The sequence below is a fragment of the Nocardioides marinus genome (assembly GCF_013408145.1).
GTDB lineage: Bacteria > Actinomycetota > Actinomycetes > Propionibacteriales > Nocardioidaceae > Nocardioides > Nocardioides marinus.
Window position 1 is genome coordinate 2,275,117 of the sequence record NZ_JACBZI010000001.1, and the last position, 26,371, is coordinate 2,301,487.

Here is a 26,371-nt window from a genome sequence, read left to right on the forward strand (position 1 = left end):
GCCCCCGACCCTAGGACGGCGGCCGGGCAGGCGGGTAGGGCATCTCGCGCACGTGGACGCGCCTGCGGCCATCCTCGACAGGTCGGGGGCACTACCCTCGGCGCCATGACCTTCTCGATCGTCGCCAGGTCCGCCGGTCCCGATCCCGAGACCGCCTCGTGGGGGGTCGCGGTGGCCTCGAAGTTCCTCGCGGTCGGCAGCGCCGTCCCGGCGGCGGTCGCCCAGGTCGGCGCCATCGCCACACAGGCGCACGCCAACGTCGCCTACAAGGGCCTCGCCCTGGCCCACCTCGACGAGGGCGCCACGGCCGAGGTCGCCCTGCAGCGGCTGCTGGAGGAGGACGAGGGACGCGACCACCGCCAGGTCGGCATCGTCGACGTCGAGGGCAATGCGGCCAGCCACACGGGCAGCGCCTGCCTGGACTGGGCCGGCAGCGTCACCGGCGACGGGTACGCCATCCAGGGCAACATCCTCACCGGCGAGGAGGTCGTCTCGGCGATGGAGGCCGCGTTCCTCGCCAGCGACCCCGAGGCCCCGCTCGCCCAGCGGCTCCTCGCCGCCCTCGAGGCCGGCGACCGGGCCGGCGGGGACAGCCGCGGGCGCCAGTCGGCAGCCGTCCTCGTCGTACGCGAGGGCGCCGGGTACGGCGGCATGGACGACATCGAGGTCGACCTGCGGGTCGACGACCACGCCACGCCCGTGGAGGAGCTGCAGCGCCTGCTGGGGCTCAACGACCTCTACCTCACCGCCTCCACCGAGGAGGAGAAGGTCCCCATGACCCCCGAGCTGCGCGAGGAGCTCGAGGGCATCGCCCGAGCCGCCGGGCACCGCGACCTCGAGGGGTGGGTCGGCGCGGAGAACTACGAGATGCGGGTGGCCGAGGACCTCTCGTGGGTCGACCGACGCATCCTCGCGATCGCCCGCGGTGAGGAGGCGGCCCAGTGAGCGTCCTCGCCATCGACGCCGGCACCACCGGGGTCACCGCCGTCGTCGTGTCCGCCACAGGCGACATCGTCGCCAAGGGCTACCAGGAGTTCGCCCAGCACTTCCCGAAGCCCGGCTGGGTCGAGCACGCGCCCGAGGAGATCTGGCAGGCGACCCTTGAGGCGACCCGCGACGCCCTCAAGCAGGTCGACGCCTCCGAGCTGAGGGGCATCGGCATCACCAACCAGCGCGAGACCGTGCTGCTCTGGGACCGCGAGACCCTCGGCTCCCCGCGCCGGGCCATCGTCTGGCAGGACCGTCGCACCGCCGACATCTGCCTGCGCATGCGCGAGGACGGCCACGAGGAGCGCATCACCGAGCTCACCGGCCTGCGCCTGGACCCCTACTTCTCCGGCACCAAGCTGCGCTGGCTCGCCGAGCAGGAGCCGCGCACCTGGGCGCTGGTCGAGGAGGGCCGCTACGCCGTCGGCACGGTCGACTCCTACCTCATCGCCCGGATGACGCGCGGGCTCCACCACGTCACCGACGTGTCCAACGCCAGCCGCACGCTGCTCTTCGACCTGACCACGGGTGACTGGTCCGAGGAGCTGTGCGGTCTCTTCGGCGTACCCCAGGACGCGCTGCCGGACCTCGTCCCCAGCTGGGGAGACATCGCGGTCACCGACCCGCGTTCCTTCCTCGACCTCGAGCTGCCGATCGCGGGCATCGCCGGCGACCAGCAGTCCGCGCTCTTCGGTCAGACCTGCTTCGACCCCGGCGACGCCAAGTGCACCTACGGCACGGGGTCGTTCATCCTCACCAACACCGGTCGCGAGCTGGTGCGCTCCGACGCAGGTCTGCTCAGCACCGCCGCCTGGCGCTCCCCCGACGGCGAGCTGACCTACGCCCTCGAGGGGGCCATCTTCGTCACCGGCGCCGCCGTCCAGTGGCTGCGTGACGGCCTGCAGATCGTCGGCTCCGCCGCCGAGACCCAGGCGGTGGCCTCCACCGTGGACTCCTCCGACGGCGTCGTGTTCGTGCCGGCCCTCACCGGCCTCGGAGCCCCGCACTGGGACCCGCACGCCCGCGGCACCATCCTCGGCCTGACCCGCGGCACCACCCGGGCCCACCTCGTGCGCGCCACCCTCGAGGCGATCGCCTTCGAGGTCCGTGACGTCATCGAGACCATGCCCGCCCGCGACACCCTCAAGGTCGACGGTGGCGCCTGCGCCAACGACCTGCTCTGCCAGCTGCAGGCCGACCAGCTCGGCGTCACCGTGGAGCGGCCCCGTCTGACCGAGACCACCGCCCTGGGCGCGGCGTTCCTGGCGGGTCTCGGCACCGGGGTGTGGGACTCCACCGACCAGCTGCGCGACACCTGGCAGCTCGACCGGGCCTTCACCCCCGCTGGCGACCGCGCCGCCGCCGACGCCGCGCACCGCCGCTGGACCGAGGCCGTCGAGCGGTCGAAGGGCTGGGCGCAGCTCTGACTGGGTGTGTCCCTATTGGTGCCGCGCGACAGGCACCAGTCCTGGGTCAATGGACAAGGAGCCGATGAGTGACGGATGAACCCTGCCGGTCACCAGCTCTCGGCTGCCCTGAGGAGGCGCTCGATGGTTCCCTTGGTTCGAGAGGTGGCAACACCACCGGTCTCCTTCTCGATCTCTGTACTCACGCTGCCCGCGGTGCCCCTCTCCTTGCGGATGATTCCCAAAGCGACCCCGCTGGCTACGTGAATCACGACGACGTCGTCACGCGCATTCGTCCAGGGCAGAGACCAGGTGGGTTCTCGACGAACCCCATCGAAAAAGGTGAAGGTCTCCCGGTACGTCCGGTGATCCGTGTGGCCAGTGAAGTGGTCAGCATCCAGCACCTCTCGCAGCGCCGCGACACTCTTTACCAGCGCGGCGTCGGCGTACCCCGAGCACTGGGTGAGCGTTCTGGCCGCAACACTGACAACGCACGCCGGGTCGTCCGCGACGATCAAGGCGGTGCCATTGGTCTGGAATGACTTCACCCGCTGCGCACCGGCCTCGAGCAAGGATCTCTCGAACTGTTCGCGGGTGGGTGAGCCACGGTGTCCTAGGTTCAGGCTCCGGTAGAAGACCGCGTGCATTCCCTGTCCTCCTCTTGGTCCCGCCAACCATATGGAGGGCGGGGCGTTCGTTCACCTCCCTGCCGAGGCGATTCCGACACTTGGGAGGCAAGAGTCCCGCCCGCACATGTCGCATTCCGCGCAGCTCACAACCGCGGGTGGTCAAGCTGGGACCGCGACAGGACGCCGGCGGGCTTGTTCTCGTGACATGTGGCGCAGCGTCGTGGCAATGCACGCGCCCTGGAGCCAACCGGTCGCCGAGGTGGGGGTGTTCTCGAATGACTTCGCCAGGCGGCGGGAGCGTCCGAGGCGGCCGTGGGCGACCACGACGCGCCAGGCGTGCCAGATGGGGCGAAACATTGGCTGCTTGTCTTCCCATCCGACCCGGCGCACCTCGAGGTCATGCTGCCGACCGAGCGTGCGCGCGGCGGCCGCGGTGACCCCACGGTCCACCAGGACCAGCTCGAGCCGCGCGGTGACTCCCTGCTGGGTCAGCTGCTCCAGCATCAGCTCGCTGGCCCGGTTTTCGTGGGTTGAGGCAGGCACCACAAGCGCGCCCACCGGGAGGCCGGTCACGTCGACTGCGACAATGCGCTTGGCACCCTTGGTACGGCCGTACGGACCGCCGCGGTCGTGTAACGTGAAACCGCCGTTGGACGCCCCGCGCGCGAGGATGGGTGTCGATGACCACCATCGACGGCGTCGCCTCGGGACGGCCGTCCATCTCACGTACGGCCTGGTGCAGCACCGTCAACGCTCGCGACCAGGTGCCGTTGCGTGACCAGCGACGGAACTGGGACCAAACCCGAGTCCATGGCCCGAATGATGCCGGGAGGTATCGCCACTGGCAGCCGGTCTGGGCGATGTACAGCATCGCGTCCACCACAGTTCGCAGGTCATCGGCGTACTTGCGCCCGCGCTTCTCCGGCGCGTTGAACACCGGCTCCAGCAGGTCCCATTGGTCATCGGTCAGGTCACTTGGGTACGACATGCTTCGCACGGTGCCTACGGAAACCGTCCGTGCAATTGGGACACACCCAGTGAGCCTGCGGGCCACCGGCGTCTCCGACCCGTCGACCGCTCCCGATGGCCCGTTCGGGTCATCCGCCGACGTCGTCCGGTCTGAACCGCCCGCCGCAGGCCCAGACCGGCGGACAGCTGCCGGGCGCGGACCTACCGTCCTGTCGTGGCTCCCTCCGACCCCGTCCGGCAGCGGCCCGCGCTGCCGTCGTTGACGGGCCTGCGGTTTGTCGCCGCCGCAGCCGTCGTCCTCCACCACACCGTGGGCTGGCAGACGCCCGTGGCGGGCCTGGGATACCTCGGGGTCTCCTTCTTCTTCGTGCTGTCCGGCTTCGTGCTCACCTGGGCAGGCTCGATGCGGTGCGGGGCACGCTCCTTCTGGCGTCACCGGTTCGCACGGATCTATCCCCTGCACCTGGTCGTGCTCGTCTTGGTGCTCACCCTTCCGGCAAGCACGCCTGACGACACCGGGGACGTCCTCCAGCACCTCCTGCTGGTCCAGGCCTGGAGTCCCGGCGCTGCCATCAGCGTGAACCCGGTCAGCTGGTCGCTGTCGGCCGAGGCATTCTTCTACCTGCTCTTCCCCCTCCTGCTCCCGGTCCTGGACCGGATGAGTACCGCGGGTCTCGTCCGGGCGAGCGTGCTTCTCTGGCTCATCCAGGCGGAGCTGGCAGTTCTCGTCCTCGGCACTGTCCCTCGGGGGCACTTCCTCACCTACGACCTCCCGCTGTTCCGGCTGCCCGAGTTCGTCATCGGGGCCGCCGCGGCGCTGCTCATGGCGCGGGGCTACTCGCCCTTGACCACCGCGCGCCGCGCCTGGTTCACAACGGCCGCCCTCGGGTGGGCGGTGCTGATGGGCGTCCAAGTCTCCACCACCACCGGGATGCCATGGTCCATCGCGGCAAGTCTCTCCCTGCCCTCGACGGTGGGCGCCATCTGCTGGGCTGCGGCGAGGGATGCGGACGGGAGGTCACCACGAGTGCTCGCCTCGGCCGCCGCCCAGCGGTTGGGGGCCTGGTCCTTCGCGGTGTACCTGGTCCACTGGCCGTTGCTCGACCTGCTGGCCCGTGCCCTGGGCCGCGCCGAGGTCGGCGGGCTGGACTGGTGGTGGACACCGATCGTCCTCGCCGCGAGCACCGCCCTGGCCGCCGCCGCACATCACTGGATCGAGCGGCCGGCAGGGCAGTGGGTACGACGCGCCGGCCGACGACACCGCACGACCTCGACCGCGTTCGTGGAGCCCGTCAGCTCGTGAGCCGCTCCAGCGCGGCGGCCGCGTCGTCCCGGGCGGCACGGGCCTCCTCGCGGACGGCCTGCGCCTCGTCGCGGGCCTCCTCGGCGTCCTCGAGCGCGTCGTCGACGTCGTCGGCGTCGTTCTCCAGGTCCGCCAGCCGGCGCTTGAGCTCGTCGATCTCCGCCTGCAGCTCCAGCGCCCGCGCCTCGAGTTGCTCGACCTCGGCCTGCGCCTCGGCCCAGGCGGTGTCGGCGTCCTCGAGCTTGCCCTCGGCCTCGGCGAGCGACTCCTCGGCGGCGCGGCGGGCCTTGGCGTCCGCGTCGGGGTCGGGTACGACGCTGAGCGTCGGTCGCGCCGCGGGCGGCTCGGCCGGGGCGGGGGCGGCCTCGAAGCCCAGGGCCTCGGGGAGCGCGACGGCCGCGGCCACGTCGACCGCGTCCACACCGGTCGAGGCCAGCGGGGCGACCAGCAGGCCGCTGCGGACAGCCCGACCGCAGTCGGCGTCGAGCATCGCCGCCGTCAGCGTCGCCTCGACCTGGTCGGCCACGGCCTGGGTCACCTTGAGCCCGTGCCTGCGGGCCAGGGCCCGGGCCGTGGTGGTCACCGCCGCGGTCAGCTGGCGTCGCTGCTTGGTGAGGGACCGCAGCTCGTCGGCCGACATCGAGGCCTGTGCCTCGCGCAGGGCGGAGCCGACGGCCAGCACCTGCTCGACCTGCTCGGTCTCGTGCCGCACCAGCAGGTCGACGACCCAGGCCGCGGTCGACGGCTTGCGCAGCGACTTCAGCAGCGGGGCCAGCTCGGTCCCCTTGTGCTGCTTGACCAGAGCGTCCCGGGACGGGGTGAACTCGGCCAGCGGCAGTCCGTAGAGGCGTTCGGCGAGCCCGAGCAGCTGCGGGGTGGGGTCGCCCTCAGTCGTCGGGGTCATCGAGGCCCTGCTCGATCGCCCACCGGGTGAGCTCGACCCGGTTGTGCAGCTGGAGCTTGCGCAGGGTGTTCTGCACGTGGTTCTGCACCGTGCGGTGGGAGAGGACGAGCCGCTCGGCGATCTGCTTGTAGGACATCCCGGTGGCGACCATCCGCAGCACCTCGGTCTCCCGGTCGGTCAGCTGCGGCCGGTCGGGGTCGTCGGCGACGGGGTCGGAGAGCCGGCGGTACTCCCCCAGCACCAGCCCGGCCAACCCCGGGGTGAAGACCGGGTCGCCGGCGGCGGTGCGCCGCACGGCCTCGATCAGCTGCTCGCGCGAGGCCGACTTCACCAGGTAGCCCGTGGCACCGGCCTTCACCGCGGCCAGCACGTCCTCCTGCTCGCCGCTGGCCGAGAGGATGAGCACCCGGGCCGACGGGTCGTGGCGCAGCACGGTCTCGGTGACCTCGACGCCGTTCGGGCCCGGGATCTGCAGGTCGAGCACGACCACCTGCGGCCGCGCCGCCGGGAACCTCGCCACTGCCTGGTCGCCGTCGGCGGCCACGGCCACCACGTCGAAGCCGGCGTCGGCCAGGTCGCGCTCGACGGCGTCGCGCCACATCGGGTGGTCGTCGACCACCATCACGCGCAACGGCTCGTTCACGCGTCGGACCCTAGAGGATGCCCCGGCGGCACCAGCGGCAGCCACCGGCCCCGCCGGTGGCCCAGGGCACCGGAGACCGGGTCGTCGGCGATCTCGAGGTGGCCGATGCGGCAGGTGACCTCCGCGGACCAGCCGACCTCGCGCTCGTCGACCAGCTCCACGCCGGCCCAGGTGCCGGCCGACACCAGTCGCGGGCCCCAGGCGGTGTCCTCGAAGTCGGCCACCCGGAACGGCCCGCCCGGGGCGGGCGCCGTCCCCGCGAAGGCCTCGGCCAGGCCCCGGTCGCTCCAGGCCAGCACCTGCACGACCGCGCGCCCGGTCTCCCGCAGGGTCTCGGTCAGGTCGGCGTCCGGGTCCAGCAGGCCGATCACGTGGGACGGCTCGCCCAGGGCCACGACGAGCGAGGACACGGTCAGCCCGGCCCGGTCGGAGCCCGCCGACCCGGAGCCGGCCGTCCACAGGGTGACCGCCCCGCCGAGCCGACCACGGAACCGGCGTACCGGGTCGGGGTGGGGGTCGGCGAAGGGGTGGGTGTCGTGGATGGTCACGGTGCCTCCCTCGGCAGGGTCAGGGTCCACTCGGTGCCCCACGATCCGGTGGCCACGTCGGCCCGGCCACCGAGGTCCTGCAGCCGGCCGACCACCGACCCGGACACACCGAGCCGCCCCGCGGCGTACGCCTCCGCGAGCCGGCCCTCGGGGATGCCGGGACCGTCGTCGCGCACGGCGACCGACACCTCGTCGGGCAAGGACTCCAGCAGCACCCAGGCCGTGGCCGCGGGGCCGGCGTGCCGCGAGACGTTGTCGAGGCAGGCGCGGACCGCGGCGACGACCTCGGTGGCCCGGTCGGAGTCCAGCTCGACGGGGTGCCCGGGCAGCGAGACCACCACGCTCATGGACTCCAGGTCGGCCAGCGCGGCGGCGAGGTCCACGCGGGACGCAGGGGCCCGTGCGGAGACCCGGTCCTGGGCACGGATCAGGGCCCGCAGCGCCTCCTCCTGCTCACCGGCGGCCCGGCCGAGTGCGGCCGCCTCGCCCCCGAGCTCGGCGCCGCGGCGCTGCACGAGGGAGAGCACCTGCAGCACCCCGTCGTGCACGGCACGGGCCAGCCGCGCGCGCTCCGCCGCCGCGGCCGCCTCCCGCTCGGCGCGATCGCGCTCCACAGCGGCCCGCTGCAGCGACTCCACGAGGTAGCCGACCACGGGTCCGCCGACGACGAGCAGGAAGATGTTGCCGTAGGTGCCCTGGGTGACCTGGTCACGGATCAGCAGGTCGGTGCCCCCGACCAGCAGTCCCGCGACCAGTCCGCCGCGCCAGCCGGCCCGCGCGGCCCAGGCCAGCATCGGTGACATCACCCAGTAGCCGGCCAACGTCGCGTCGAAGCCGTCCGGCTTGACCACCGGGGTGAGGGCCAGCGCCGCCAGGGCCACCGCCAGGTCGACCGCGAGCAGCCGCCAGGTGCGGCGGGAGACGTCGGCGTAGGCCCAGGTGACCAGCAGCGACCAGAGCACGACCCCGGCGACGACCAGCCCGCCCAGCAGCGGGCGGACCATCTCCTCGGCGGTGTAGAGCCCGACACCGAGGGTGTTGGCGACCAGCACCAGCCGCAGCACCGCCAGCGCCCGGAAGAGCCGGTCCTCCACGACGCGGGCTGCCGGGTCCGCCCCCGTCGCGGGGGGCACGGAGCGGGCGCCGGTCAGGACGCCTTCCGCTCCTCGTCGGTGGCCGCGGCCTGCGCGGCCTCGCTCTTGGAGAGCTCCTTGGCCCGGGTGGCGTACATGTCGACGTACTCCTGGCCCGAGAGCCGCATGATCTCGTACATGATCTCGTCGGTGATCGAGCGCAGGATGTAGCGGTCGTTCTCCAGGCCCTCGTAGCGGGAGAAGTCCAGCGGCTTGCCGAAGCGCACCACCGGCCGGGTGAACGAGCCGAACTTCTTGCCCGGGGGCGCCACCACGTCGGTCCCCACGACGGCGACGGGGATGACCGGCACGCCGGTCTCGAGCGCGAGCCGGGCGACGCCGGTCTTGCCGCGGTAGAGCTTGCCGTCGTGGCTGCGCGTGCCCTCGGGGTAGATCCCGAACAGCCCACCCTCGCCGAGGACGCGCTTGGCCGAGAGCAGGGCCCCGGCCGCGGCGTCGGCGCCCGCGCGGTCGATCGGGACCTGTCCGGAGCCGGAGAAGAAGGTCTTCTGGAGCCAGCCCTTCAGCCCCTTGCCGGTGAAGTACTCCGCCTTGGCGACGAAGGTGACCCGGCGGGGCAGGGTGAGCGGCATGAACAACCAGTCGGCGTAGGACAGGTGGTTGCTCGCGAGGATCGCCGGACCCTCGGCGGGCACGTGCTCGGCGCCCTCCGTCTGCGGACGGAAGACGACACGCAGGAGCGGCCCGAGGGCGATCCACTTCAGGAACCAGTAGAACACCCCGCCAGCCTAGGGCAATGCGGCAGGATCGCGGCATGACCGCCGCGCCCCTGCACCCCCTGGCCAGCCCGTTCGCGACCGACGCCGACCCCGACGCCACCGGCGGCCGCCGGATCGGGGTCCTGCTCAGCCACGGGTTCACCGGTCAGCCGGCGTCGATGAAGCCGTGGGCCGAGGCGCTGGCCGAGAAGGGGTACGCCGTCGAGGTGCCGCGCCTGCCCGGGCACGGCACCACGTGGCAGGACCTCAACACCCGCACCTGGGACGACTGGTACGCCGAGCTGCGGGCCGCCCACGACCGGCTCGCGGCCCGCACCGACGTCGTCGTCGCGGCCGGGCTGTCGATGGGCGGTGCCCTGGTGCTGCGGCTGGCCGCCGACACCCCCTCGCTGGCCGGCGTGGTCGTGGTCAACCCGGCCGTGGCCACCAAGCGGCTGGACGTGAAGCTGCTGCCGGTGCTCAAGCACCTCGTCCCGTCCTTCCCCGGCATCGCCAACGACATCAAGAAGCCCGGTGTCGAGGAGCACGGCTACACCCGCACCCCGCTCAAGGCCGCGCACTCGATGATGCGGGCCTGGAAGCCGCTGGTCGCGGACCTGCCCCGCATCACGGTGCCGCTGCTCTACCTGCGCTCGACCGTGGACCACGTCGTCGACGAGGCGTCCGAGCCGCTGATCACCCGCGGGGTGTCGGGCGAGGTGAGCGTGGTGCGGCTGTCCGAGAGCTACCACGTCGCGACGCTCGACAACGACCTGCCGACGATCGTGGAGGAGTCGGCCGCTTTCGTCGCGAGGGTGACCTCGTAGGCTCTTTCCCGTGCAGCGCGAGGGAGACGACGAGGCCTGGCGGTCGATCGTCGAGAACTTCGGAGAGCGGGCCGAGCTCGACGACGAGCACGGCCCGGCCCCGGCCACGCCCCCGGAGCAGCCGGCCCGCCCGGATCCCTACGCCTGGGCCGTCGCCGACGAGCCGGAGGAGCCCGCCGAGCTGGCCGAGTCGGCTCCGGCGTACGCCGAGGACGACGACACCTACGTCCCGCCCGACCCGCCCCCGCTGCCCGTCCCCGAGCCCGACCGCGGCATCGCCTGGGCCGGTGTCGTGGGATCGCCCCTGCTGCTGCTCGTGTCGCTGCTCTTCGGCATCGGCCTGCCCTCGTGGGTCGGCTACCTGATGGTGGCGTGGTTCGTGGGCGGCTTCTGCTACCTCGTGGCCCGGATGCCCAAGGAGCCCCGCGACCCCTGGGACGACGGCTCCCGGGTCTGAGCGGGCGCGTGGGGCTGATCGCCGTTCGCGGCTTCGCACTACTGCTGTGGGGAGCCCTGGCCGGGTGGGCCGTCGCGAGCCGAGGGATTCCCGGTGACGTGCTCGGGGTCGTCGTCCTGATCTGGCTGTTCACCGTCGCCTGGAACATCGACCAGCCGCCCGCCACGCACGCTCGGTTCGCGTTGGACTGGGCTCCGCTGGTTCTGGTGCTCGTCGCCTACACCTACACCAGGGGCATGGCGGACGAGCTCGGCATCGGTCCGTTCCTCCAGTGGCCGGCCACGGTGGACTCCTGGATGGGGGCGGGAGCAACCCCTACAGAGCACCTCCAGGCAGCCTGGTGCGCGCCGTCGTGCACCGTTGAGGGCGGCTCGCTATCGGATGCGTTGTTCTCACTGACCTACCTCAGCCACTTCGTGGTCGCCTACGGGCTCGCGACGTGGTGGTACCTCACGGATCGACGGGCATGGCGCGCTTGGGTCCGGCGATTCCTCGCCCTGTACGTGGGTGGCTTGATCGTCTACGTGGCGCACCCCTTGGCACCGCCGTGGATGGCAGCACAGCAGGGTGTCCTCGATCCCTCGGTCTCGCGCATCACCGGACGAGGCATCTCTGACCTCGGGATCCAGCTGTCGCGCGTGCTGGAAGGCCGTCGCGAATTCCGTCGCTGCCATGCCGTCACTCCACGCAGGCACGGCGGTGCTTGTGAGTCTCGTGCTTGCTTCCCGCGCAACCCGCTGGTGGGGGCACCTCTGGCACCTGTACCCCTTGACCATGTGCATCGCACTGGTCTACTTCGCCGAGCACTATGTCGTCGACCTGCTGGCGGGAGCTCTCCTGGCTGCAGGGGTGCACCACGTGCTCGGGCGCTGGGAGCGACGCTCGGCCTAGCGGGTACGCCGCGGTCGTCGCGCGCGGGTGCGACGCGGTCGGGCGCCCCGACCGAGCCCGTCGCGGACCATGCTGGCCGCGCCGACGGCGCCCGCCTCGGGACCGTGCGCCGCCCGGATGACGGGCGGGACGACCCGGTCGGCCGCACCGACCAACGAGCGGGCCAGCTCGTGGCGCGCTGGCTCCAGGAGCAGGTCCCCGGCAGCCGAGACTCCCCCGCCGACCACGACGACCTCGGGGTCGAAGGCGGCCACCAGGTTCGCGAGGCCGGTGCCGAGCCAGGTGCCGACGGAGGCGAAGGCCTGCAGGGCGACCTGGTCGCCCTCCGAGGCGGCCTGGGTCACCATCGGCCCGTCGACGAGCGACGGGTCCCCCTCGGCGAGGTCGAGCAGCACGCCGCCGGCCCCCGGCGCGTCGAGCGCGGCGCGCGCCAGCCGGACCAGTGCGTTGCCGGAGGAGTACTGCTCCCAGCAGCCGCGACCCCCGCACTCGCAGTCGCGGCCGTCCGGCACCACCTGCATGTGCCCAAACTCGCCCGCCATGCCGTTGCGCCCCCGATGCAGCTGGCGGCCCAGCACCACGGCACCGCCGATGCCGGTCCCGAGCGTGACGACCAGCGCGTCGCGGGCGCCGACCGCCGCGCCGTACGCCGTCTCCGCGCGGGCCGCGCAGTTCGCGTCGTTGTCCAAGAAGACCGGCACCTGCCAGCGCTCGGCCAGCCGGGCCCTGACCGACTGGCCGTGCCAGGGCAGGTGCGGGGCGAACATCACCCGCTCCCCCGCGGCGTCGACGAAGCCCGCGGCTGCCAGGCCCACCCCGGCGACCCGGCGGCCGGCCGCCACCTCCTCGACCGCCTGGGTCAGCGCGTCCTCCACGAGCTCCACCTCGACCCGGCGGCCCGGGGTCAGCCGGCGCGCGACGCCCAGGACCTCGCCGTCCGGTGACACCTCGGCGGCCACGACCTTCGTGCCGCCGACGTCGACGCCGATGACGACCGACATCTCAGCCCGCCCCGCCGGTCAGTGCCGGGCCAGGTCGGCGGCGCCGATGAGGCCGGCCCGGTTGCCCAGGCGCGCCTTGCGGATCTCCAGGCTGGGGCGGTGCCCACGGCCGGTCAGCTGGGCCGAGAACGCCTGGCGGACCGGTTGCAGCAGCAGGTCCCCCGCCTCGCTGACACCGCCGCCGATGACGCAGACGGCCGGGTCGAGGATGGCGGCCAGCGAGGCGATGCCCTCGCCCAACCAGTGCCCGAGCGTCGCGAGCTGCTCGACGGAGAAGGGGTCGCCGGCCCGAGCCGCCTCGGTGATGAGCGGGCCGGTGATCCGGTCGGCGTCGCCGCCGGCGAGGTCGAGCAGCCGGCGGGCGAGCAGGGAGCCGCCGCGCGCCTCGCTCCGGGCCTCGCGCACCATGGCGGAGCCGGAGGCGTACTGCTCCCAGCAGCCGTGGTTGCCGCAGCCGCAGAGCACCCCACCGGGCACGACGCGCATGTGGCCGATCTCGGCACCGACCCCGAAGGCGCCGCGGTAGAGCGCGCCGTCCAGGACGAGACCGCCGCCGACCCCGGTACCCACCGTGACCAGCAGCAGGTCGTCGACGTCGGCACCCGCACCGAAGCGGAACTCACCCCACGCCGCCACGTTGGCGTCGTTCTCGATCACCACCGGCAGCCCGAGGTCGCGCTCAAGCTCCGCGCGCAGGTCCACGTCGCGCCAGGCGATGTTGGGCGCGAACATCACGGTGGAGCGGCTCTTGTCGACGTACCCCGCCGCCCCGACACCGACGGCGCTCACGTCGTGCTCGGCGGCCAGACGTCGCACGAGGTCGCACACGGCGCGCTCGATGGCCTCCTCGTCGGTGGCCGGTGACTCCACCCGGAGCTCGGCCAGGATCGCGCCGTCCTCGTCCACGACACCGCCGAGAATCTTGGTGCCGCCGATGTCGATGCCGCAGGTCAGGCTCACTCGTCGGTCCCTCTGTCGCTGTCTGCCCCGGGGTCGGGCTGGTCGTCGCCGTGGGGCACGTCGTCCCACGGCTCTGCGTCGTCGAGGTCGATCCGCTCGACCCCCTGCCGCCGGGCGCCGGTGCCGCCCTGCTGGGCCGCCATGACCCCCGCGGCCGCCTGCATCAGCGAGGTCGCGGCGGTGGTCAGGTGCGCCCGCACCTCCGGGCTCAGCTCCCGCACGACGTGGATGGTGCGGCAGACCGGGCAGTAGCGGCACTCCGGACTTCCGTTGGCGAGGTTCTCGCGGAGGTTCTCGTCGAGGTGCTCGTGCACCTGGTGGGCCGTGCGGGCGGCCTGCTCGGCGATGCCCGACACCCCCTGGGCCCAGTCCTGCGCCCAGTCCTGCCCCTGGTCCTTGGCCCAGTCCGAGAGCGCCCCGAAGAGCTTGGCCGCCTCCTCGGCGACGCTCCCCACGTCCTCGCCCGGCTCCTCCGCCGGCCCCTGGTCACCGGGCCCGCGCGGCGGCTGCTCGCTCATCGCCGTGCCTCCTGCGGCCGTCGTACGTCGGCACCGGTCGCCTCGGGCTCGGCGAAGCGGACCCGGAGCTGACCGTCCTCGACCCGGGCACCCGCGACCCGCAGCCGCGCGAGGCCCGAGGGCAGGGTCAGCAGTCGCCGGTAGGAACCCACCGTGACGACCAGCTCGTCACCGTTGCGCGCCAGGTCGACCTCGGCCCGGGTCACGAAGGGCAGCGCCAGGCGCAGCACGGCACCCCGCTCGGTGCGGGTGACCTGGAAGGGCCCCTCGCCCCGCGGCGGCGCGAGCGGGTCGGAGCCGGCGTACACCTCGGTGGCGAGCGTGTGCAGCGCCTCCACCCCGACCGGCTCGACCGGACGGTACTCCGAGCGCCACACCGGCAGACCGGCGAAGGACTGCGAGACCTGGGCGAGCACGGCGTCCTGCGCGGCCACCCAGCCCTCGCGCCAGGCGTCGCCACCGGCCGGGAAGACCCGGTTGGCGACGACCCCGTCGACGCGGTAGCCGAAGAGAGAGAGGTTGGTGTAGCTGCGGCGGGCCTCCGCCAGCACGACGGTCTCGGGGGTGAGCACGAGGCGCACGCTCGCCTCCGGCCCCGACAGCAGGGCGCGGACCTGGTCGAGCTCGGCATGCAGCCGCTCGATCGCGTCGAAGACGTCGTCACCGGGCATGGGGACCCCGGCCGCCCTGGTGAGGACGGGCTTGAGCGCCTTGACGATGCGTCGCTCCGCGGGCAGCACCCGGTGCATGTACCAGCCGAGTGCCTCGGGCAGGGCCAGCAGGCGCAGCGTCTCGGCCGTCGGGGCGCAGTCGACGACCACGACGTCCCACCGGCCCGACATCGCCTGCAGCCGCAGCTCGAGGAGCGCCAGCACCTCCTCGGCCCCCGGGATGACGGTCAGCTCCTCGGCCGCCACCGGGTCCACCCCCGCGACGTCGAGGACCGAGAGCAGGTAGCGCTGGATGTCGGCCCACGACTGCTGGAACCGCAGCTGCGCGTCGACCTGCTGGACGAAGAGCCGAGGCGCGACCTCGGTCGGCTCCGGCCCGACGGGCGCGCCGAAGGCGTCGGCCAGCGAGTGCGCGGCATCGGTCGAGAGCACCAGCGTGCGGAGCCCGTCGGCGGCCGCGAGCGCGGCCGTGCCGGACGCGACCGTCGACTTGCCGACGCCGCCCTTGCCGGTGAACAGGAGGATGCGCACGCAGCCGCCCTCAGGCCAGCTGCTCGACGCGCTTCTTGAGCCCCTTGAGCGCGGTGTCGATGAGGATCTTCTCGCCCTTGCGCTTGAGCATCCCGATGAGCGGGATCGAGACGTCGAGCGCGAGTCGGTAGGTGACCTCCGTCGAGCCGCCCACCTCCCGCAGGACGTAGGCGCCGTCCAGCGCCCGGAGCATCTTGCCCTCCACCAGGGTCCAGGTGACCTCGCGGTCGCCGTCCCAGGTGTAGGCCAGGGTGTACTCGTCCTTGATGGGCGAGACGTCCAGGGCGAAGAACACCTGCTCCGCCCGCCCTCCAGGGCCGGTGGAGACCACGTCGGCGGTGGTCACGCCCTTCGCCCAGGCGGGGTAGGACTCGAAGTCGGCGATGACCGCCATGACGTCCGCGGGGGCGGCGTCGATGACGATCGACGAGGTGGTCTGCTCAGCCACTGCGACTCACTTTCCGCGCTGGTTGATGGGGGCTGGAGAAGGAGACCTCCGGCTGCGCGAGCGTACCGGATGGGGCCGGGTCGACCCGACGGCGGTAACGTGCCGAGGCACGTTCGTCGAAGGCCCAGACAGGAGCAGCAGTGCGCGAGTACTCGACGCCCATGACCGTCGAGGTCCCCACCACCGGCAACCTCACCGACGCGGTCCTCCGCAACGCGGCCGAGGCACCCGAGGCGGCCGTGATGAGCCGCCCCGACGGCACGGGCGGCTGGACCGACGTGACGGCCGCGGTGTTCCTCGACGAGGTGCGGGCCGTGGCCAAGGGTCTCGTGGCCGCCGGCGTCGAGCCCGGGGACCGGGTGGCGCTGATGTCGAAGACCCGGTACGAGTGGACGCTCCTGGACTACGCCATCTGGTTCGCCGGCGCCGTGACCGTGCCGGTCTACGAGACCTCCTCGGAGGAGCAGGTCGCCTGGATCCTCGCGGACTCCGGCGCCCGCGCCGTCGTCACCGAGGGCCCCGAGCACACCGCCCGGGTCAGTGCCGTGCGCGCCGACCTCGAGGACCTGCTGCACGTGTGGTCCTTCGCCGACAACGCCGTCGACGTGCTGACCCGGCTCGGGGCCGATGTCGCCGACGACCTGCTCGAGCAGCGGCGTACGTCCGCGACCCCGCTGGACCTCGCGACGATCATCTACACCTCCGGCACCACCGGGCGTCCCAAGGGCTGCATGCTCACGCACGGGAACTTCCTCTTCGAGCTCGGTGTCGCCACGGAGGAGCTCGAGTCGCTCTTCGACACCGAGGGCGCCTCGACGCTGCTGTTCCTGCCGCTGGCCCACGTGTTCGCCCGGATCATCCAGGTGGGGTGCGTCATGTCGCGCACCCGGCTGGGGCACAGCCCCGACATCAAGAACCTGCTGCCCGACCTGCAGTCCTTCCGTCCGACCTTCGTGCTCGCCGTGCCGCGGGTCTTCGAGAAGGTCTTCAACACCGCCTCCCAGAAGGCGGCGGCAGAGGGACGCGGCACGGTGTTCGACCGGGCTGCCGAGACCGCGATCGCCTGGTCCCGCGCTCAGGACCGCGGCCGGGTGCCGCTGCGCGTGCGTGCCGAGCACGCCGTGTTCAGCCGCCTCGTCTACGGCAAGCTCCTCGCCGCCCTGGGCGGCAGCTGCACCTTCGCGGTCTCCGGCGGCGCCCCGCTCGGCGAGCGTCTGGGCCACTTCTACCGCGGGGTCGGCCTGACCATCCTCGAGGGCTACGGCCTGACCGAGACCACCGCCGCGCTCACCGTGAACCTCCCGGGGGCCCACAAGATCGGCACCGTCGGGCGTCCGCTCCCGGGCACGGCAGTGCGCGTCGCGGACGACGGCGAGCTGCTCTTCCGCGGCGGCCAGGTCTTCGCGGGCTACTGGGACAACGAGACCGCCACGGCCGAGACCCTCGAACGCGACGGCTGGTTCCACAGCGGGGACGTCGGGGAGGTCGACGACGAGGGCTTCGTCCGCATCACCGGCCGCAAGAAGGAGATCCTCGTGACCGCCGGCGGCAAGAACGTGGCGCCGGCCGTGCTCGAGGACCGCGTGCGCGCCCACGCGCTCGTGGACCAGTGCCTCGTCGTGGGCGACGGCCAGCCCTTCATCGGTGCGCTGGTCACGCTCGACCGCGAGGCCCTCGCGGTCTGGGCCGACGGACGCGGGCTCAGCGGATCGGCGGAGGACCTCCTCGATCACGCGGACGTCCGCGCCGCGGTGGAGGAGGCCGTCGAGGACGCCAACCGAGCAGTCTCGAAGGCGGAGTCCATCCGCAAGTTCGCCGTCATCGCCGAGGAGTGGACGGAGGAGGGCGGCCAGCTGACGCCCAGCCTGAAGCTCAAGCGGTCGGTGGTCATGCGCGAGTCGCGGGCGCACGTGGAGGCGCTCTACCGCTGAGGTCGGCCTCCGGCCGTCACTCGCTGCTCCCCCGCCCCTCCCGCGCCTCGTCGGCTGCTCCCAGCGGACGGACGACACCCGTGGCATCCGCTGAGGCTCACAGCGGTCCGCAATTGCGGGAAAAGGGCCCATCGGCCCTACCGGCGCTCCTAGCATGGCCGTGGAGGGGGGCGCTGCCGCGCCCCTGTCATGACGTGCGGACATGGGGATGGGGCCCCACGTCCCTGCAACGAAAGGTTCGTGATGGACCGTCGCAGGATGCTCCTCGTCGCCGCTGCCGTGGTGGCCGCCCTGGGGACCGCGTTGGTGTTCCTCTACGTCCGCGGCGCCGACAACCGGGCCCAGGAGAAGTTCGAGACCACCGACGTGCTGGTGGCCACCGTGCAGATCGAGCGCGGGGAGCGCATCGCCGACGCCGCCGCGGCCGGCAAGCTGGCCCGGCAGGCCGTGCCGCAGGGCCAGGTCCTGCCCGGTGCCCTGGTCACCACCGAGGGGGTCGACCAGAAGCTCGCACTGACCGTCATCTACCCCGGCGAGCAGATCGTGCCGCAGAAGCTGGGCGACACCGCCGTGGACGAGCCCCGGCTGCAGATCCCGGACGAGGGCGACATGGCGATGTCGATCAACCTCACCGACCCGGCCCGCGTCGCCGGGTTCGTCAACCCCGGCTCCGAGGTCGCGATCTTCATCAACGGCAGCGACCCGACGACCGGCCAGCCCTACTCCCGGGTGCTGCTGACCCGTGTGAAGGTCATCGCGGTGGGCTCCACCACTCCCGTCACGACCACGACCACCACCAACGGCCAGGGCGGCGAGGCCGGCCAGCAGGTGGTCGAGTCGCTGCCGCGCACCCTCATCACGCTCTCGGTCAGCCAGGTCCAGATGCAGCGGGTGCTGCTGGGACAGCAGCAGGGTGAGCTGTCCTTCGCACTGCTCACCGAGGACTCCAAGGTGACCCTCGCCCCGCCCACCACCTCCGACTCCCTCTTCCAGTGAGCTGATCCGATGCCCGTCGCCGTCGACACCGAGACCAGTGCGGTCACCGCGCTGCTGTCCGGCATGCCCCCGGGCAGCCAGGGCGTCGACTCGGTGGACCGGATGCGCGCCTGGTTGGGACAGCACGGCGACGAGTACGTCGTGGTGCTGGGCCCCCACCTCGACCTCGACGACTGCCTGAAGGTCTGCGAGGACCTGCGGGTCAGCCGGCCCACGGTCAGCGCCGTGCTGGTGCGGGACAAGCTCGACACCGGTGTGCTCGGCAGTGCCATGAAGGCCGGAGCGCGCGACGTCGTGGCCGTCGACGACACCGAGGCCATCCGCTCCGCCGTCGACCGGGCCCGCGAGCTCTGGACGGCGTTGAGGGGCCCCAGCGGCGCGCAGCAGCTGGGTCGGGTCGTGACCGTCTTCTCCCCCAAGGGTGGCGTGGGCAAGACGACGATGGCGGTCAACCTGGCCCTCGCGCTCACCGAGCGCGGCGCCCGACGGGTCTGCCTGGTCGACCTCGACCTGGCCTTCGGCGACGTCGCCATCACCATGCAGCTCTTCCCCACCCACTCCATCGAGCACGCCATCGGCTCCGAGGACTCCCTCGACGCCGCGCAGCTCGACACGCTGCTCACCCGCCACGCGGACTCGATGATGGTCCTGGCGGCCCCCTCGCACCCCGACGTGCGGGAGCGGGTCTCCCCCGTGCTGGTGGCCAAGATCCTGCGGACGCTGCGGGAGAGCTTCGACTTCGTCGTCGTCGACACCGCACCGTCCTTCGACGAGCAGGTCCTCACCGCGCTGGACGAGACCGACGAGTGCGTCATCGTGGCCACGCTCGACGTGCCCACCCTGAAGAACGTCAAGGTCGCCCTGGAGACCCTCGACATGCTCGACATCGCCCGCGGGCACCGGCACCTGCTGCTGAACCGCGCCGACGACGCGGTGGGCATCACCGGCGACAAGGTCGAGCAGATCCTGGGCATCCCCGTCTCGGCGTCGGTCTCGTCCGCGGTCGAGGTCGCCGCCGCCACCAACGCGGGCACGCCCATCGTGGTGGCCACGCCCTCCCACCAGTCCAGCCAGGCCGTGCGCGCCCTCGCCTCGGAGATCGCGGGGGTCCCCCTCATCGGTCCCGAGGACGACGAGTCCGGCCCGGCCCCCACCCACAGCGACGAGCAGGAGGCCGCCGAGCGCGGCCGGTCCCGCTTCCGGCTCAGGAGGTAACCCATGAGCAGCCTCGCCGACCGCCTCGCGGCCGCCCGTCAGGCCGAGCAGGCCGCCGCGGAGGGCGACCGCCCGCAGGGGGACGACGCGTCCACCACCGACCCGGCCGCCTCCACCGAGGGCTCCGCCGGCGCCACCACGCCCGCGCCGACGACCTCGTACGCCGCCGCGGCCGCCGCTCGCCGTACCGCTCCCGAGCCACCCGCCCGGTCCCGACTGTCCTCGCAGAAGGGCGACCGCATCGAGGAGCTGAAGCAGAGCGTGCACACCGAGCTGCTCAAGCAGCTCGGTCCCCAGCTCTACGACGCCGACATGGACCAGGACCAGCTCGACCAGCGGGTCCGTGCCGTCCTCGCCGACGTGCTCGGTGCCCAGGACCGCCCGCTCTCCAGCAGCGACCGGCAGCGCGTCACGCAGGAGATCAGCGACGACATCCTCGGCTACGGCCCCATCGAGCCCTACCTGCGCGACCCCGACGTCTCCGAGGTGATGGTCAACGGGCACAAGGACATCTGGCTCGAGCGCAAGGGCAAACTCGTCCCGGCCGAGGCGACCTTCGCCGACGAGGCACACCTGCGCCGCACCATCGACAAGATCGTGTCCCGTATCGGGCGACGGGTCGATGAGTCCTCGCCGATGGTCGATGCCCGCCTGCCCGACGGCAGCCGCGTCAACGCCGTCGTCCCGCCCCTGGCCGTGGACGGCTCCGCGCTGACGATCCGCAAGTTCGCCGCCGACCCGTTGACCGCGCTGGACCTGATCTCGTTCGGCTCCCTCACCCCGCAGACCTGCGACTTCCTCGAGGCCTGCGTGCGCGGCCGCCTCAACGTGATCGTGTCGGGCGGCACCGGCGCCGGCAAGACCACGACCCTCAACGTGCTGTCGTCCTTCATCCCCGGCGACGAGCGGATCGTGACCATCGAGGACGCCGCCGAGCTCCAGCTCAAGCAGGACCACGTGGTGCGACTGGAGTCACGCCCGGCCAACATCGAGGGCAAGGGCGCGGTCAGCATCCGTGACCTCGTCAAGAACAGCCTGCGCATGCGGCCCGACCGCGTCATCGTCGGCGAGGTCCGCGACGCCTCCGCCCTGGACATGCTCCAGGCGATGAACACCGGTCACGACGGCTCCATCTGCACGCTGCACTCCAACGGCCCCCGCGACACCCTGTCGCGCATGGAGACGATGGTGCTGATGGCGGGCATGGACCTGCCGATGCGGGCCATCCGCGAGCAGGTGGCCAGCGCCGTGGACCTGATCGTCCACCAGTCCCGGCTCAAGGACGGCACGCGCCGCATCACGCACATCACCGAGGTGGAGCGGATGGAGGGCGACGTGATCACCCTCCAGGACATCTTCGTCTTCGACTCCTCCCTGGGCTTCGACGCCGACGGCCGCTCGCTGGGCCGCCTGCGTCCGACCGGTCTGCGCCCGAAGTTCCTGGAGAAGATGGCCTACTCCAACGTCACCGTCGACCCGATGGTCTTCGCCACGGACCGCATGTGATGACCCCCCGTCTCGCGCGCCTCTTCGCGGCGGTGCTCGGCCTGGCCTGGGTGGTGCTGCCCACCGCGGCCTGGGGTGCCGGCGACGAGGCCTCGATCTCCTACGTCGAGCCCGCCGCCGACGGCACGGTGCAGGTCATCGTGTCCCTGCCACCCGACGCCTCCCCCGACCTGGGCAGCATCGAGGTACGCATCGGCGGCGACCGGGTCGACGCGGAGGCCGAGCCCGCCGGCACGTCGGGTGCCGTGCGGCGTACGGCCGTGCTGGTGATGGACACCAGCAACTCCATGGCCGGGGAGAAGATCGAGGCCGCCCGCTCGGCTGCGCTGGCCTACGTCGACGGGCTCCCGGACGACGTCTCGCTGGGCATCGTCACGTTCGCGAAGTCGGTGGCACAGCCGCTGGCCCCCACGCAGGACCGTGCCGCCGCGCGCACCGTCATCGGGGACCTCTCGCTGTCCGGGCAGACCGCGCTCTACGACGGCGTCCTCAGCGCCGTCGACGTGGCCGGGACCGACGGGCAGCGCACGCTCGTCGTGCTCTCCGACGGCGCCGACACCACCGACACCACGCTGGAGACGGTGACCGCCGCCGTCGAGGCGGCACAGATCCGTCTCGACGTCGTGTCCCTGGTGGAGCGACCGGCCGACGACCTCACCACCCTGGCCACCGCTGGCGGTGGCCAGGTGATCCCGGCGACGAGCGAGGCGCTGACCCGCACCTTCGCCGCCGAGGCCGACGCGCTCGACCGCCAGGTGCTGGTCACCGCCCAGGTGCCCGACGGCCTGGACTCGGTGGACCAGACCGTCGCGGTCAGCCTGACCACCAGCTCCGGCACGGTCTCTGCCGAGGCCTTCGCCGCGGTCGCAGAGTCCGTGGCGGGCGGCACCGGTGTCGACGACCAGCTGGTGCGCTCCGGAGGGTGGGCGCTGCCGGGCTGGGCGATGTACGCCGGGGTGCTCGCCATCGGGCTCGGGCTGGTCGTCCTGCTGGTGGCCCTGGTCCCCCGCCCGGCTCCGGCCCCGACCGCCGCGGACCGGGTGGCGTCCTACACCGCTCGCACGAGCGGTGACGCCGACCAGGGCGCTCCGCGCCTGGACACCGAGCAGGCCATCGCCCAGGCCAAGGACGCCGCGGCCCAGGTGCTGCGCCGGACCAAGGGCCTCGAGGCCACCATCGCGCATCGGCTCGAGGGCGCCGGCAGCGAGCTCAAGCCGGCCGAGTGGCTGCTGGTCCACGCCGGGATCGTGGTGGTCGCCGGCATCTTCGGACTGCTGCTGGGCGCCGGCAACGTCGTCCTGGGGCTCGTCTTCATCCTGCTCGGCGTCCTCGGACCCTGGGTCTACCTGGGCATGCGTCGATCCCGGCGGCGCAAGGCCTTCAACGCCGGCCTGCCCGACACGCTGCAGCTGATCAGCGGCTCGCTGTCGGCCGGCCTCTCGCTGGCGCAGTCGGTGGACACCGTGGTCCGCGAGGGCCCCGAGCCGATCTGCACGGAGTTCCGCCGGGTGCTCGTGGAGACCCGGCTCGGCGTCACCATCGAGGACGCGCTGGAGGGTCTGGCCGAGCGCTTCGACAGCAAGGACTTCGAGTGGGTCGTGATGGCGATCCGCATCCAGCGCCAGGTCGGTGGCAACCTCGCCGAGCTGCTGGACACCGTCGCCGGCACCATGCGCGAGCGCGAGTACGTCCGTCGCCAGGTCAACGCCCTGGCTGCGGAGGGCAAGCTCTCGGCGTGGGTGCTGGGGCTGCTGCCACCGCTGTTCATGGTCTACCTGCTGCTGACCAACTACGACTACGTCAGCGTGATGTTCACCGAACCGCTCGGGATCGTCATGATGGTGGGAGCGGGGCTCTGGCTCGCAGTGGGAGTGTTCTGGATGAGCCGTCTGGTGAAGGTGGAGGTGTGAGATGACCCTGCTGCTCGTGCTGGGGGTGCTCCTGGTCCTCGTCGCCATCCTGCTCGTGGCCTCGGCCACCACCAGCGACGCCGAGGCCTCCGGGGTCGGCAAGTCGCTGGCGGTGCTGCAGGCGATGACCAGCGCCCCGAAGGAGCTCACCGACGAGATCGACCGGCCCTTCTCCGAGCGCGTCTGGGAGCCGCTCCAGGCACGCACGCTCGGGCTCGGCCGGAGGCTCTCCGGCGCCGACTCCGCCGATCGGATCCGACGCAAGCTCGACCTCGCCGGCAACCCGCCGGGCTGGACGGTGGACCGCGTCACCTCCGGCAAGATCGTCGGCGCGGTGGCCGGGCTGGTCGTCGCCCTGCTCTTCAGCCTGATGCTGGGCGCCGGCACCCCCGTCCGCCTCGCGGTGGTCCTGGGTGGGCTGGTGGTGGGCTTCTTCGGCCCGAACCTCTACCTCTACCAGAAGGCCTACGACCGCTCCCTGCAGATCCAGCGCGACCTCCCCGACGCGATCGACCTGATGACCATCAGCGTCGAGTCCGGGCTCGGCTTCGACGCCGCGGTCCAGCAGGTCTCCCGCAACACCGAGGGCCCCCTGGCCGACGAGTTCTCCCGGGTGCTGCGCGAGATGCAGATCGGTCAGGGCCGGGCCGCAGCGCTGCGGGCAATGTCGGACCGCACCAACGTCGCCGACCTCAAGAGCTTCGTGAGCTCGATGGTCCAGGCCGACTCCTTCGGCGTGCCGGTCGGCCAGGTGCTGCGCGTGCAGTCCAGCGAGATGCGGGTCAAGCGTCGTCAGCGAGCCGAGGAGAAGGCGCAGCAGGTGCCGGTGAAGATCACGGTCCCGCTCATCTTCTGCATCCTGCCCTGTCTCTTCGTCGCGGTGATGGGGCCCGCGGTCATCAGCATCATGGACAGCTTCTAGGCCCGCACCGGAGCCACATGATGAGGACCCCATGAGGATCGCCCCCGACCTGCGCATCGCCGCCGCCGCGCGCGGCTTCGTGCTGCTCGCGCTCGGGGGCCCCATCCTCTGGGACCGGAACGTCTCCGCGGCCGTGCTCCTGACGGCGCTCGGGACGGGTTGGCTGCTGGCCCTCAGCCTGGAGCTGCGGGCGCCTCGGCTGCGGGTGCCCCTGGTCGTGCTCGACGCCGGTTTCGTCGGGCTCGTGGTCGGCACCGACCTGTCGTCGCAGGCGGTCCTGGGTGCCCTGGCGGTCCCGCCCTTCGTGGCAGGACTCTGGCGCGGCCTGCGTGGGGTCCTCCTCGCGCTGTCGGCGGAGCTGACCGCAGTGGTGGTGGTCGGGGTGGCCTCCGGCGGAGCCCTCAGCGCCGAGCAGTCGTTGACCGTCTTCACCTGGGTCGCGATGGGCCTGGCGCTGGGGATGGTCGCGACGTTCGTCCGCGGTGCGTTGCGCGACGACGACCCGACCGCCCCCTACCGGCACGCCTCCGACCTGCTGCGCGAGCTCAACCACCTCTCCGTCGGCCTGTCCTCGGGCCTGGAGCCGCGCAGCCTCGGTGGGGTCATCCTCAGCACGGTCCTGGACGACATCCCCGCCGCGGCCATCAGCATCCACGTGCCGCTCGACGACCACCTCGCTGTCCTGGCCGCGAAGTCGCTGTCCGGCGGCGACCTGGACCGGTGCGCCGACTTCGCCGCCGCTGCCTGGGCCCGCGACCAACCGGTGGTCGAGGACGGTTCCTTCGCCTTCCCCCTCGAGGGCCACCGCACCACCATCGCCGTCGTGAGCGGCGCGGTGCCGTCGGGCTCCAGCATCGGGCCGGACGAGCTGCGCCACCGCGTCGGCCGGCTGCAGCTGGCGCTGGAGGAGCAGGCGGTCCAGCTCGAGACGGGGCTGCTCTTCGAGGCGTTCCGCGACACCGCGACCGCCGACGAGCGGCAACGCCTCTCACGGGAGATGCACGACGGCGTCGCCCAGGACATCGCCTCCCTCGGCTACCTCGTCGACGCGCTGGCAGCCCAGGCCCCGACGCCGGAGGCGGAGTCCCAGCTGGGCATGCTGCGCGAGCGGATCACCGCGATCGTCTCCGAGGTGCGTCGCTCGGTCACCACGCTGCGCACCACGGTCGGCAGCAGCGAGTCGCTGGGCACCGCGATCGTCGGTGTCACCCGCAACCTCAGCCAGAGCTCGGGCATCCCGATCGAGGTCACGCTCGACGAGCAGGCCCAGCGCCTGCGCCCCGAGGTCGAGGCCGAGCTGTTCCGCATCACCCAGGAGGCGCTCAACAACGCCGTGAAGCACGCGGAGTGCCGCACGATCCGGGTGCACTGCCAGGTGGCGGCGCCGTACGCCGCGATCACCGTGGCCGACGACGGCAAGGGCCTGGGCGAGGCGCGTTCGGACTCCTACGGCATGGGCATCATGCGTGAGCGGGCCCACCTCATCGACGCCGACCTGGCGATCGAGGAACCACCCGGCGGCGGGCTGACCGTCAGCGTCCGGCTCTCCGCGGAGTCGGGACACCCGCCGGCCGCACCCACCCCCGAGACGAAGCAGGTGAGCACCACCCGATGAGCGAGAACATCTCCGTGCTGCTGGTCGACGACCACGAGCTGATCCGCGCCGGGCTGGCCGGCGTCTTCGACCTCCAGCCCGACATGACGGTCGTCGGGCAGGCGGGCTCGGTGGCCGAGGCCCTGACCCGCTTCGAGGAGCTGCGACCCGACGTGGTCGTCACCGACCTGCAGCTCGGCGACGGCACCGGCCTCGACATCGTCCGCACGCTGCGCCGCGACCACGACGACGTCGGGCTCATCGTGCTCACGATGCACTCCGGGGACGACCAGATCTTCGCCGCCATGGAGGCGGGGGCCTCCGGCTTCGTGGGCAAGGACGCTCCCTCCCCCGAGGTGGTCAAGGCCGCCCGGCACGCCTCGGTCTCCCCCCGCTCGTTCATCTGCAGCGGGCTGGTGGGGGCGATGATGCGCCGTGGGGCCGCTGAGTCCACCCGGCTGACCGACCGCGAGCACGAGGTCCTCGTCCTGCTCGCCGACGGCCTCGGCGCCGCCCAGATCGGCGCGCAGCTGTACATGAGCGAGTCGACCGCCAAGTCCCACATCGCCCGGATCTACCAGAAGCTCGGAGCCGCCAACCGCGCCCAGGCGCTGGTCACCGCGATGCGGATCGGGCTGCTCTCCAGCGTGCAGCGGCAGCCCGACGCCTGACCGACGGCCCGCTCCCACCCCCGTCAGCCGGGGCGCACTAGTCCGGAATGACTACTCCGGTCCGGACCTTCATGGGATGAA

Annotated in this window: 26 protein-coding genes and 1 pseudogene; 14 read left to right on the top strand and 13 right to left on the bottom strand. The window is 72.4% G+C overall.

The window, feature by feature from the left end; genetic code table 11:
- The first annotated feature begins 105 nt into the window (after positions 1-105).
- Together BKA05_RS10750 and glpK are read left to right on the top strand one after the other, a co-directional pair.
- Positions 106-945, top strand: coding sequence for a DUF1028 domain-containing protein (locus BKA05_RS10750; protein WP_179531426.1), 840 nt, complete (start codon positions 106-108; stop codon positions 943-945).
- Positions 942-2,414: a glycerol kinase GlpK gene (glpK, locus tag BKA05_RS10755; RefSeq protein WP_179531427.1), complete on the top strand. Its 1,473-nt coding sequence runs from the start codon at positions 942-944 to the stop codon at positions 2,412-2,414. The genes BKA05_RS10750 and glpK overlap by 4 nt, the downstream gene beginning before the upstream one ends.
- A gap of 89 nt (positions 2,415-2,503) precedes the next feature.
- Here the strand turns inward: glpK and BKA05_RS10760 are convergent, their stop codons facing one another.
- The 3 genes and pseudogenes from BKA05_RS10760 to BKA05_RS20475 form a co-directional block, all read right to left on the bottom strand.
- Positions 2,504-3,040: a DUF1697 domain-containing protein gene (locus tag BKA05_RS10760; protein ID WP_179531428.1), complete on the bottom strand. Its 537-nt coding sequence runs from the start codon at positions 3,038-3,040 to the stop codon at positions 2,504-2,506.
- Positions 3,041-3,181: 141 nt separating this feature from the next.
- Positions 3,182-3,748, bottom strand: a complete 567-nt coding sequence (locus tag BKA05_RS19700; RefSeq protein ID WP_343045619.1) for a transposase — start codon at positions 3,746-3,748, stop codon at positions 3,182-3,184.
- A gap of 40 nt (positions 3,749-3,788) precedes the next feature.
- Positions 3,789-4,010: pseudogene (locus BKA05_RS20475) on the bottom strand (transposase); the annotation flags it as partial.
- Between the two features lie 195 nt (positions 4,011-4,205).
- Between BKA05_RS20475 and BKA05_RS10770 the strand changes: the two are divergent.
- On the top strand, positions 4,206-5,294 hold the full coding sequence (locus tag BKA05_RS10770; RefSeq protein ID WP_179531430.1) for an acyltransferase family protein: 1,089 nt from the start codon (positions 4,206-4,208) through the stop codon (positions 5,292-5,294).
- On the opposite strand, the gene BKA05_RS10775 is transcribed toward BKA05_RS10770, so the two are convergent.
- Genes BKA05_RS10775 through BKA05_RS10795 form a run of 5 tightly spaced genes read right to left on the bottom strand, consistent with a single transcriptional unit; the run spans position 5,284 to position 9,262 of the window.
- Positions 5,284-6,198: a hypothetical protein gene (locus BKA05_RS10775; protein WP_179531431.1), complete on the bottom strand. Its 915-nt coding sequence runs from the start codon at positions 6,196-6,198 to the stop codon at positions 5,284-5,286. The genes BKA05_RS10770 and BKA05_RS10775 overlap by 11 nt on opposite strands.
- Complete coding sequence (locus BKA05_RS10780; protein WP_179533132.1) at positions 6,182-6,820, bottom strand: response regulator; 639 nt, start codon at positions 6,818-6,820, stop codon at positions 6,182-6,184. The genes BKA05_RS10775 and BKA05_RS10780 overlap by 17 nt, the downstream gene beginning before the upstream one ends.
- A gap of 17 nt (positions 6,821-6,837) precedes the next feature.
- Positions 6,838-7,389 (bottom strand): flavin reductase, encoded by a 552-nt coding sequence (locus BKA05_RS20055; RefSeq protein WP_179531432.1) that lies wholly within the window; start codon positions 7,387-7,389, stop codon positions 6,838-6,840.
- Positions 7,386-8,522, bottom strand: coding sequence for a MacS family sensor histidine kinase (macS, locus tag BKA05_RS20305; RefSeq protein WP_343045620.1), 1,137 nt, complete (start codon positions 8,520-8,522; stop codon positions 7,386-7,388). Before macS ends, BKA05_RS20055 begins: the two co-directional genes overlap by 4 nt.
- A gap of 14 nt (positions 8,523-8,536) precedes the next feature.
- Positions 8,537-9,262, bottom strand: a complete 726-nt coding sequence (locus BKA05_RS10795; protein WP_179531433.1) for a 1-acyl-sn-glycerol-3-phosphate acyltransferase — start codon at positions 9,260-9,262, stop codon at positions 8,537-8,539.
- A gap of 35 nt (positions 9,263-9,297) precedes the next feature.
- On the opposite strand from BKA05_RS10795, the gene BKA05_RS10800 reads away from it, so the two are divergent.
- The 3 genes from BKA05_RS10800 to BKA05_RS10810 all read left to right on the top strand — a co-directional run bounded on the left by BKA05_RS10800 (position 9,298) and on the right by BKA05_RS10810 (position 11,416).
- On the top strand, positions 9,298-10,068 hold the full coding sequence (locus BKA05_RS10800) for an alpha/beta hydrolase (protein ID WP_179531434.1): 771 nt from the start codon (positions 9,298-9,300) through the stop codon (positions 10,066-10,068).
- A gap of 10 nt (positions 10,069-10,078) precedes the next feature.
- Positions 10,079-10,525, top strand: coding sequence for a hypothetical protein (locus BKA05_RS10805; RefSeq protein WP_179531435.1), 447 nt, complete (start codon positions 10,079-10,081; stop codon positions 10,523-10,525).
- A 567-nt stretch (positions 10,526-11,092) separates the two neighbouring features.
- Entirely contained in the window at positions 11,093-11,416 is a 324-nt protein-coding gene (locus BKA05_RS10810) for a phosphatase PAP2 family protein (protein WP_179531436.1), read from the top strand.
- Here BKA05_RS10810 and BKA05_RS10815 read toward each other — a convergent pair.
- The 5 genes from BKA05_RS10815 to BKA05_RS10835 are packed head-to-tail and all read right to left on the bottom strand — an operon-like array spanning position 11,413 to position 15,545.
- Complete coding sequence (locus tag BKA05_RS10815) at positions 11,413-12,417, bottom strand: ROK family protein (RefSeq protein WP_179531437.1); 1,005 nt, start codon at positions 12,415-12,417, stop codon at positions 11,413-11,415. The two genes, BKA05_RS10810 and BKA05_RS10815, sit on opposite strands and share 4 nt — an antisense overlap.
- A gap of 18 nt (positions 12,418-12,435) precedes the next feature.
- On the bottom strand, positions 12,436-13,377 hold the full coding sequence (locus BKA05_RS10820; protein ID WP_179531438.1) for an ROK family glucokinase: 942 nt from the start codon (positions 13,375-13,377) through the stop codon (positions 12,436-12,438).
- Positions 13,374-13,895, bottom strand: a complete 522-nt coding sequence (locus BKA05_RS10825; protein ID WP_179531439.1) for a hypothetical protein — start codon at positions 13,893-13,895, stop codon at positions 13,374-13,376. The genes BKA05_RS10820 and BKA05_RS10825 overlap by 4 nt, the downstream gene beginning before the upstream one ends.
- Positions 13,892-15,097 (bottom strand): TRC40/GET3/ArsA family transport-energizing ATPase, encoded by a 1,206-nt coding sequence (locus tag BKA05_RS10830; protein ID WP_179531440.1) that lies wholly within the window; start codon positions 15,095-15,097, stop codon positions 13,892-13,894. Before BKA05_RS10830 ends, BKA05_RS10825 begins: the two co-directional genes overlap by 4 nt.
- 10 nt (positions 15,098-15,107) lie before the next feature.
- Positions 15,108-15,545: an SRPBCC family protein gene (locus BKA05_RS10835; protein ID WP_179531441.1), complete on the bottom strand. Its 438-nt coding sequence runs from the start codon at positions 15,543-15,545 to the stop codon at positions 15,108-15,110.
- Between the two features lie 161 nt (positions 15,546-15,706).
- Here BKA05_RS10835 and BKA05_RS10840 point away from each other — a divergent pair, with 161 nt between their 5' ends.
- The 8 genes from BKA05_RS10840 (at position 15,707) to BKA05_RS10875 (ending at position 26,290) form a co-directional block, all read left to right on the top strand.
- Complete coding sequence (locus tag BKA05_RS10840) at positions 15,707-17,476, top strand: AMP-dependent synthetase/ligase (protein WP_218842393.1); 1,770 nt, start codon at positions 15,707-15,709, stop codon at positions 17,474-17,476.
- 243 nt (positions 17,477-17,719) lie between these two features.
- The gene (cpaB, locus tag BKA05_RS10845) at positions 17,720-18,472 is read left to right on the top strand and encodes a Flp pilus assembly protein CpaB (RefSeq protein ID WP_179531443.1); all 753 of its coding nucleotides are present in this window, start codon (positions 17,720-17,722) and stop codon (positions 18,470-18,472) included.
- 9 nt (positions 18,473-18,481) lie between these two features.
- Positions 18,482-19,687 (top strand): CpaE/TadZ family protein, encoded by a 1,206-nt coding sequence (locus BKA05_RS10850; protein WP_179531444.1) that lies wholly within the window; start codon positions 18,482-18,484, stop codon positions 19,685-19,687.
- Between the two features lie 3 nt (positions 19,688-19,690).
- On the top strand, positions 19,691-21,193 hold the full coding sequence (locus tag BKA05_RS10855; RefSeq protein WP_179531445.1) for a TadA family conjugal transfer-associated ATPase: 1,503 nt from the start codon (positions 19,691-19,693) through the stop codon (positions 21,191-21,193).
- The gene (locus tag BKA05_RS10860; RefSeq protein WP_179531446.1) at positions 21,193-23,103 is read left to right on the top strand and encodes a type II secretion system F family protein; all 1,911 of its coding nucleotides are present in this window, start codon (positions 21,193-21,195) and stop codon (positions 23,101-23,103) included. The genes BKA05_RS10855 and BKA05_RS10860 overlap by 1 nt, the downstream gene beginning before the upstream one ends.
- Position 23,104: 1 nt before the next feature.
- Positions 23,105-24,025: a type II secretion system F family protein gene (locus BKA05_RS10865; protein ID WP_179531447.1), complete on the top strand. Its 921-nt coding sequence runs from the start codon at positions 23,105-23,107 to the stop codon at positions 24,023-24,025.
- Between the two features lie 31 nt (positions 24,026-24,056).
- A complete protein-coding gene (locus BKA05_RS10870) occupies positions 24,057-25,640 on the top strand; it encodes a sensor histidine kinase (protein WP_179531448.1) in 1,584 nt (527 codons plus the stop codon).
- Positions 25,637-26,290 (top strand): response regulator transcription factor, encoded by a 654-nt coding sequence (locus BKA05_RS10875; RefSeq protein WP_179531449.1) that lies wholly within the window; start codon positions 25,637-25,639, stop codon positions 26,288-26,290. Before BKA05_RS10870 ends, BKA05_RS10875 begins: the two co-directional genes overlap by 4 nt.
- The last annotated feature ends 81 nt before the right edge of the window (positions 26,291-26,371 follow it).

What these genes read in the sequence shown, in the direction of transcription:
- cpaB (WP_179531443.1), top strand. Translation starts at nt 17,720, where the DNA reads ATGGACCGTCGCAGGATGCTCCTCGTCGCCGCTGCCGTGGTGGCCGCC.
- BKA05_RS10800 (WP_179531434.1), top strand. Translation starts at nt 9,298, where the DNA reads ATGACCGCCGCGCCCCTGCACCCCCTGGCCAGCCCGTTCGCGACCGAC.
- BKA05_RS10760 (WP_179531428.1), bottom strand. Translation starts at nt 3,040, where the DNA reads ATGCACGCGGTCTTCTACCGGAGCCTGAACCTAGGACACCGTGGCTCA.
- BKA05_RS10855 (WP_179531445.1), top strand. Translation starts at nt 19,691, where the DNA reads ATGAGCAGCCTCGCCGACCGCCTCGCGGCCGCCCGTCAGGCCGAGCAG.
- BKA05_RS10780 (WP_179533132.1), bottom strand. Translation starts at nt 6,820, where the DNA reads ATGGTGGTCGACGACCACCCGATGTGGCGCGACGCCGTCGAGCGCGAC.
- BKA05_RS10775 (WP_179531431.1), bottom strand. Translation starts at nt 6,198, where the DNA reads ATGACCCCGACGACTGAGGGCGACCCCACCCCGCAGCTGCTCGGGCTC.
- BKA05_RS10875 (WP_179531449.1), top strand. Translation starts at nt 25,637, where the DNA reads ATGAGCGAGAACATCTCCGTGCTGCTGGTCGACGACCACGAGCTGATC.
- BKA05_RS10840 (WP_218842393.1), top strand. Translation starts at nt 15,707, where the DNA reads ATGACCGTCGAGGTCCCCACCACCGGCAACCTCACCGACGCGGTCCTC.
- BKA05_RS10865 (WP_179531447.1), top strand. Translation starts at nt 23,105, where the DNA reads ATGACCCTGCTGCTCGTGCTGGGGGTGCTCCTGGTCCTCGTCGCCATC.
- BKA05_RS10815 (WP_179531437.1), bottom strand. Translation starts at nt 12,417, where the DNA reads ATGTCGGTCGTCATCGGCGTCGACGTCGGCGGCACGAAGGTCGTGGCC.
- BKA05_RS10860 (WP_179531446.1), top strand. Translation starts at nt 21,193, where the DNA reads ATGACCCCCCGTCTCGCGCGCCTCTTCGCGGCGGTGCTCGGCCTGGCC.
- BKA05_RS10850 (WP_179531444.1), top strand. Translation starts at nt 18,482, where the DNA reads ATGCCCGTCGCCGTCGACACCGAGACCAGTGCGGTCACCGCGCTGCTG.
- BKA05_RS10870 (WP_179531448.1), top strand. Translation starts at nt 24,057, where the DNA reads ATGAGGATCGCCCCCGACCTGCGCATCGCCGCCGCCGCGCGCGGCTTC.
- BKA05_RS10825 (WP_179531439.1), bottom strand. Translation starts at nt 13,895, where the DNA reads ATGAGCGAGCAGCCGCCGCGCGGGCCCGGTGACCAGGGGCCGGCGGAG.
- BKA05_RS10750 (WP_179531426.1), top strand. Translation starts at nt 106, where the DNA reads ATGACCTTCTCGATCGTCGCCAGGTCCGCCGGTCCCGATCCCGAGACC.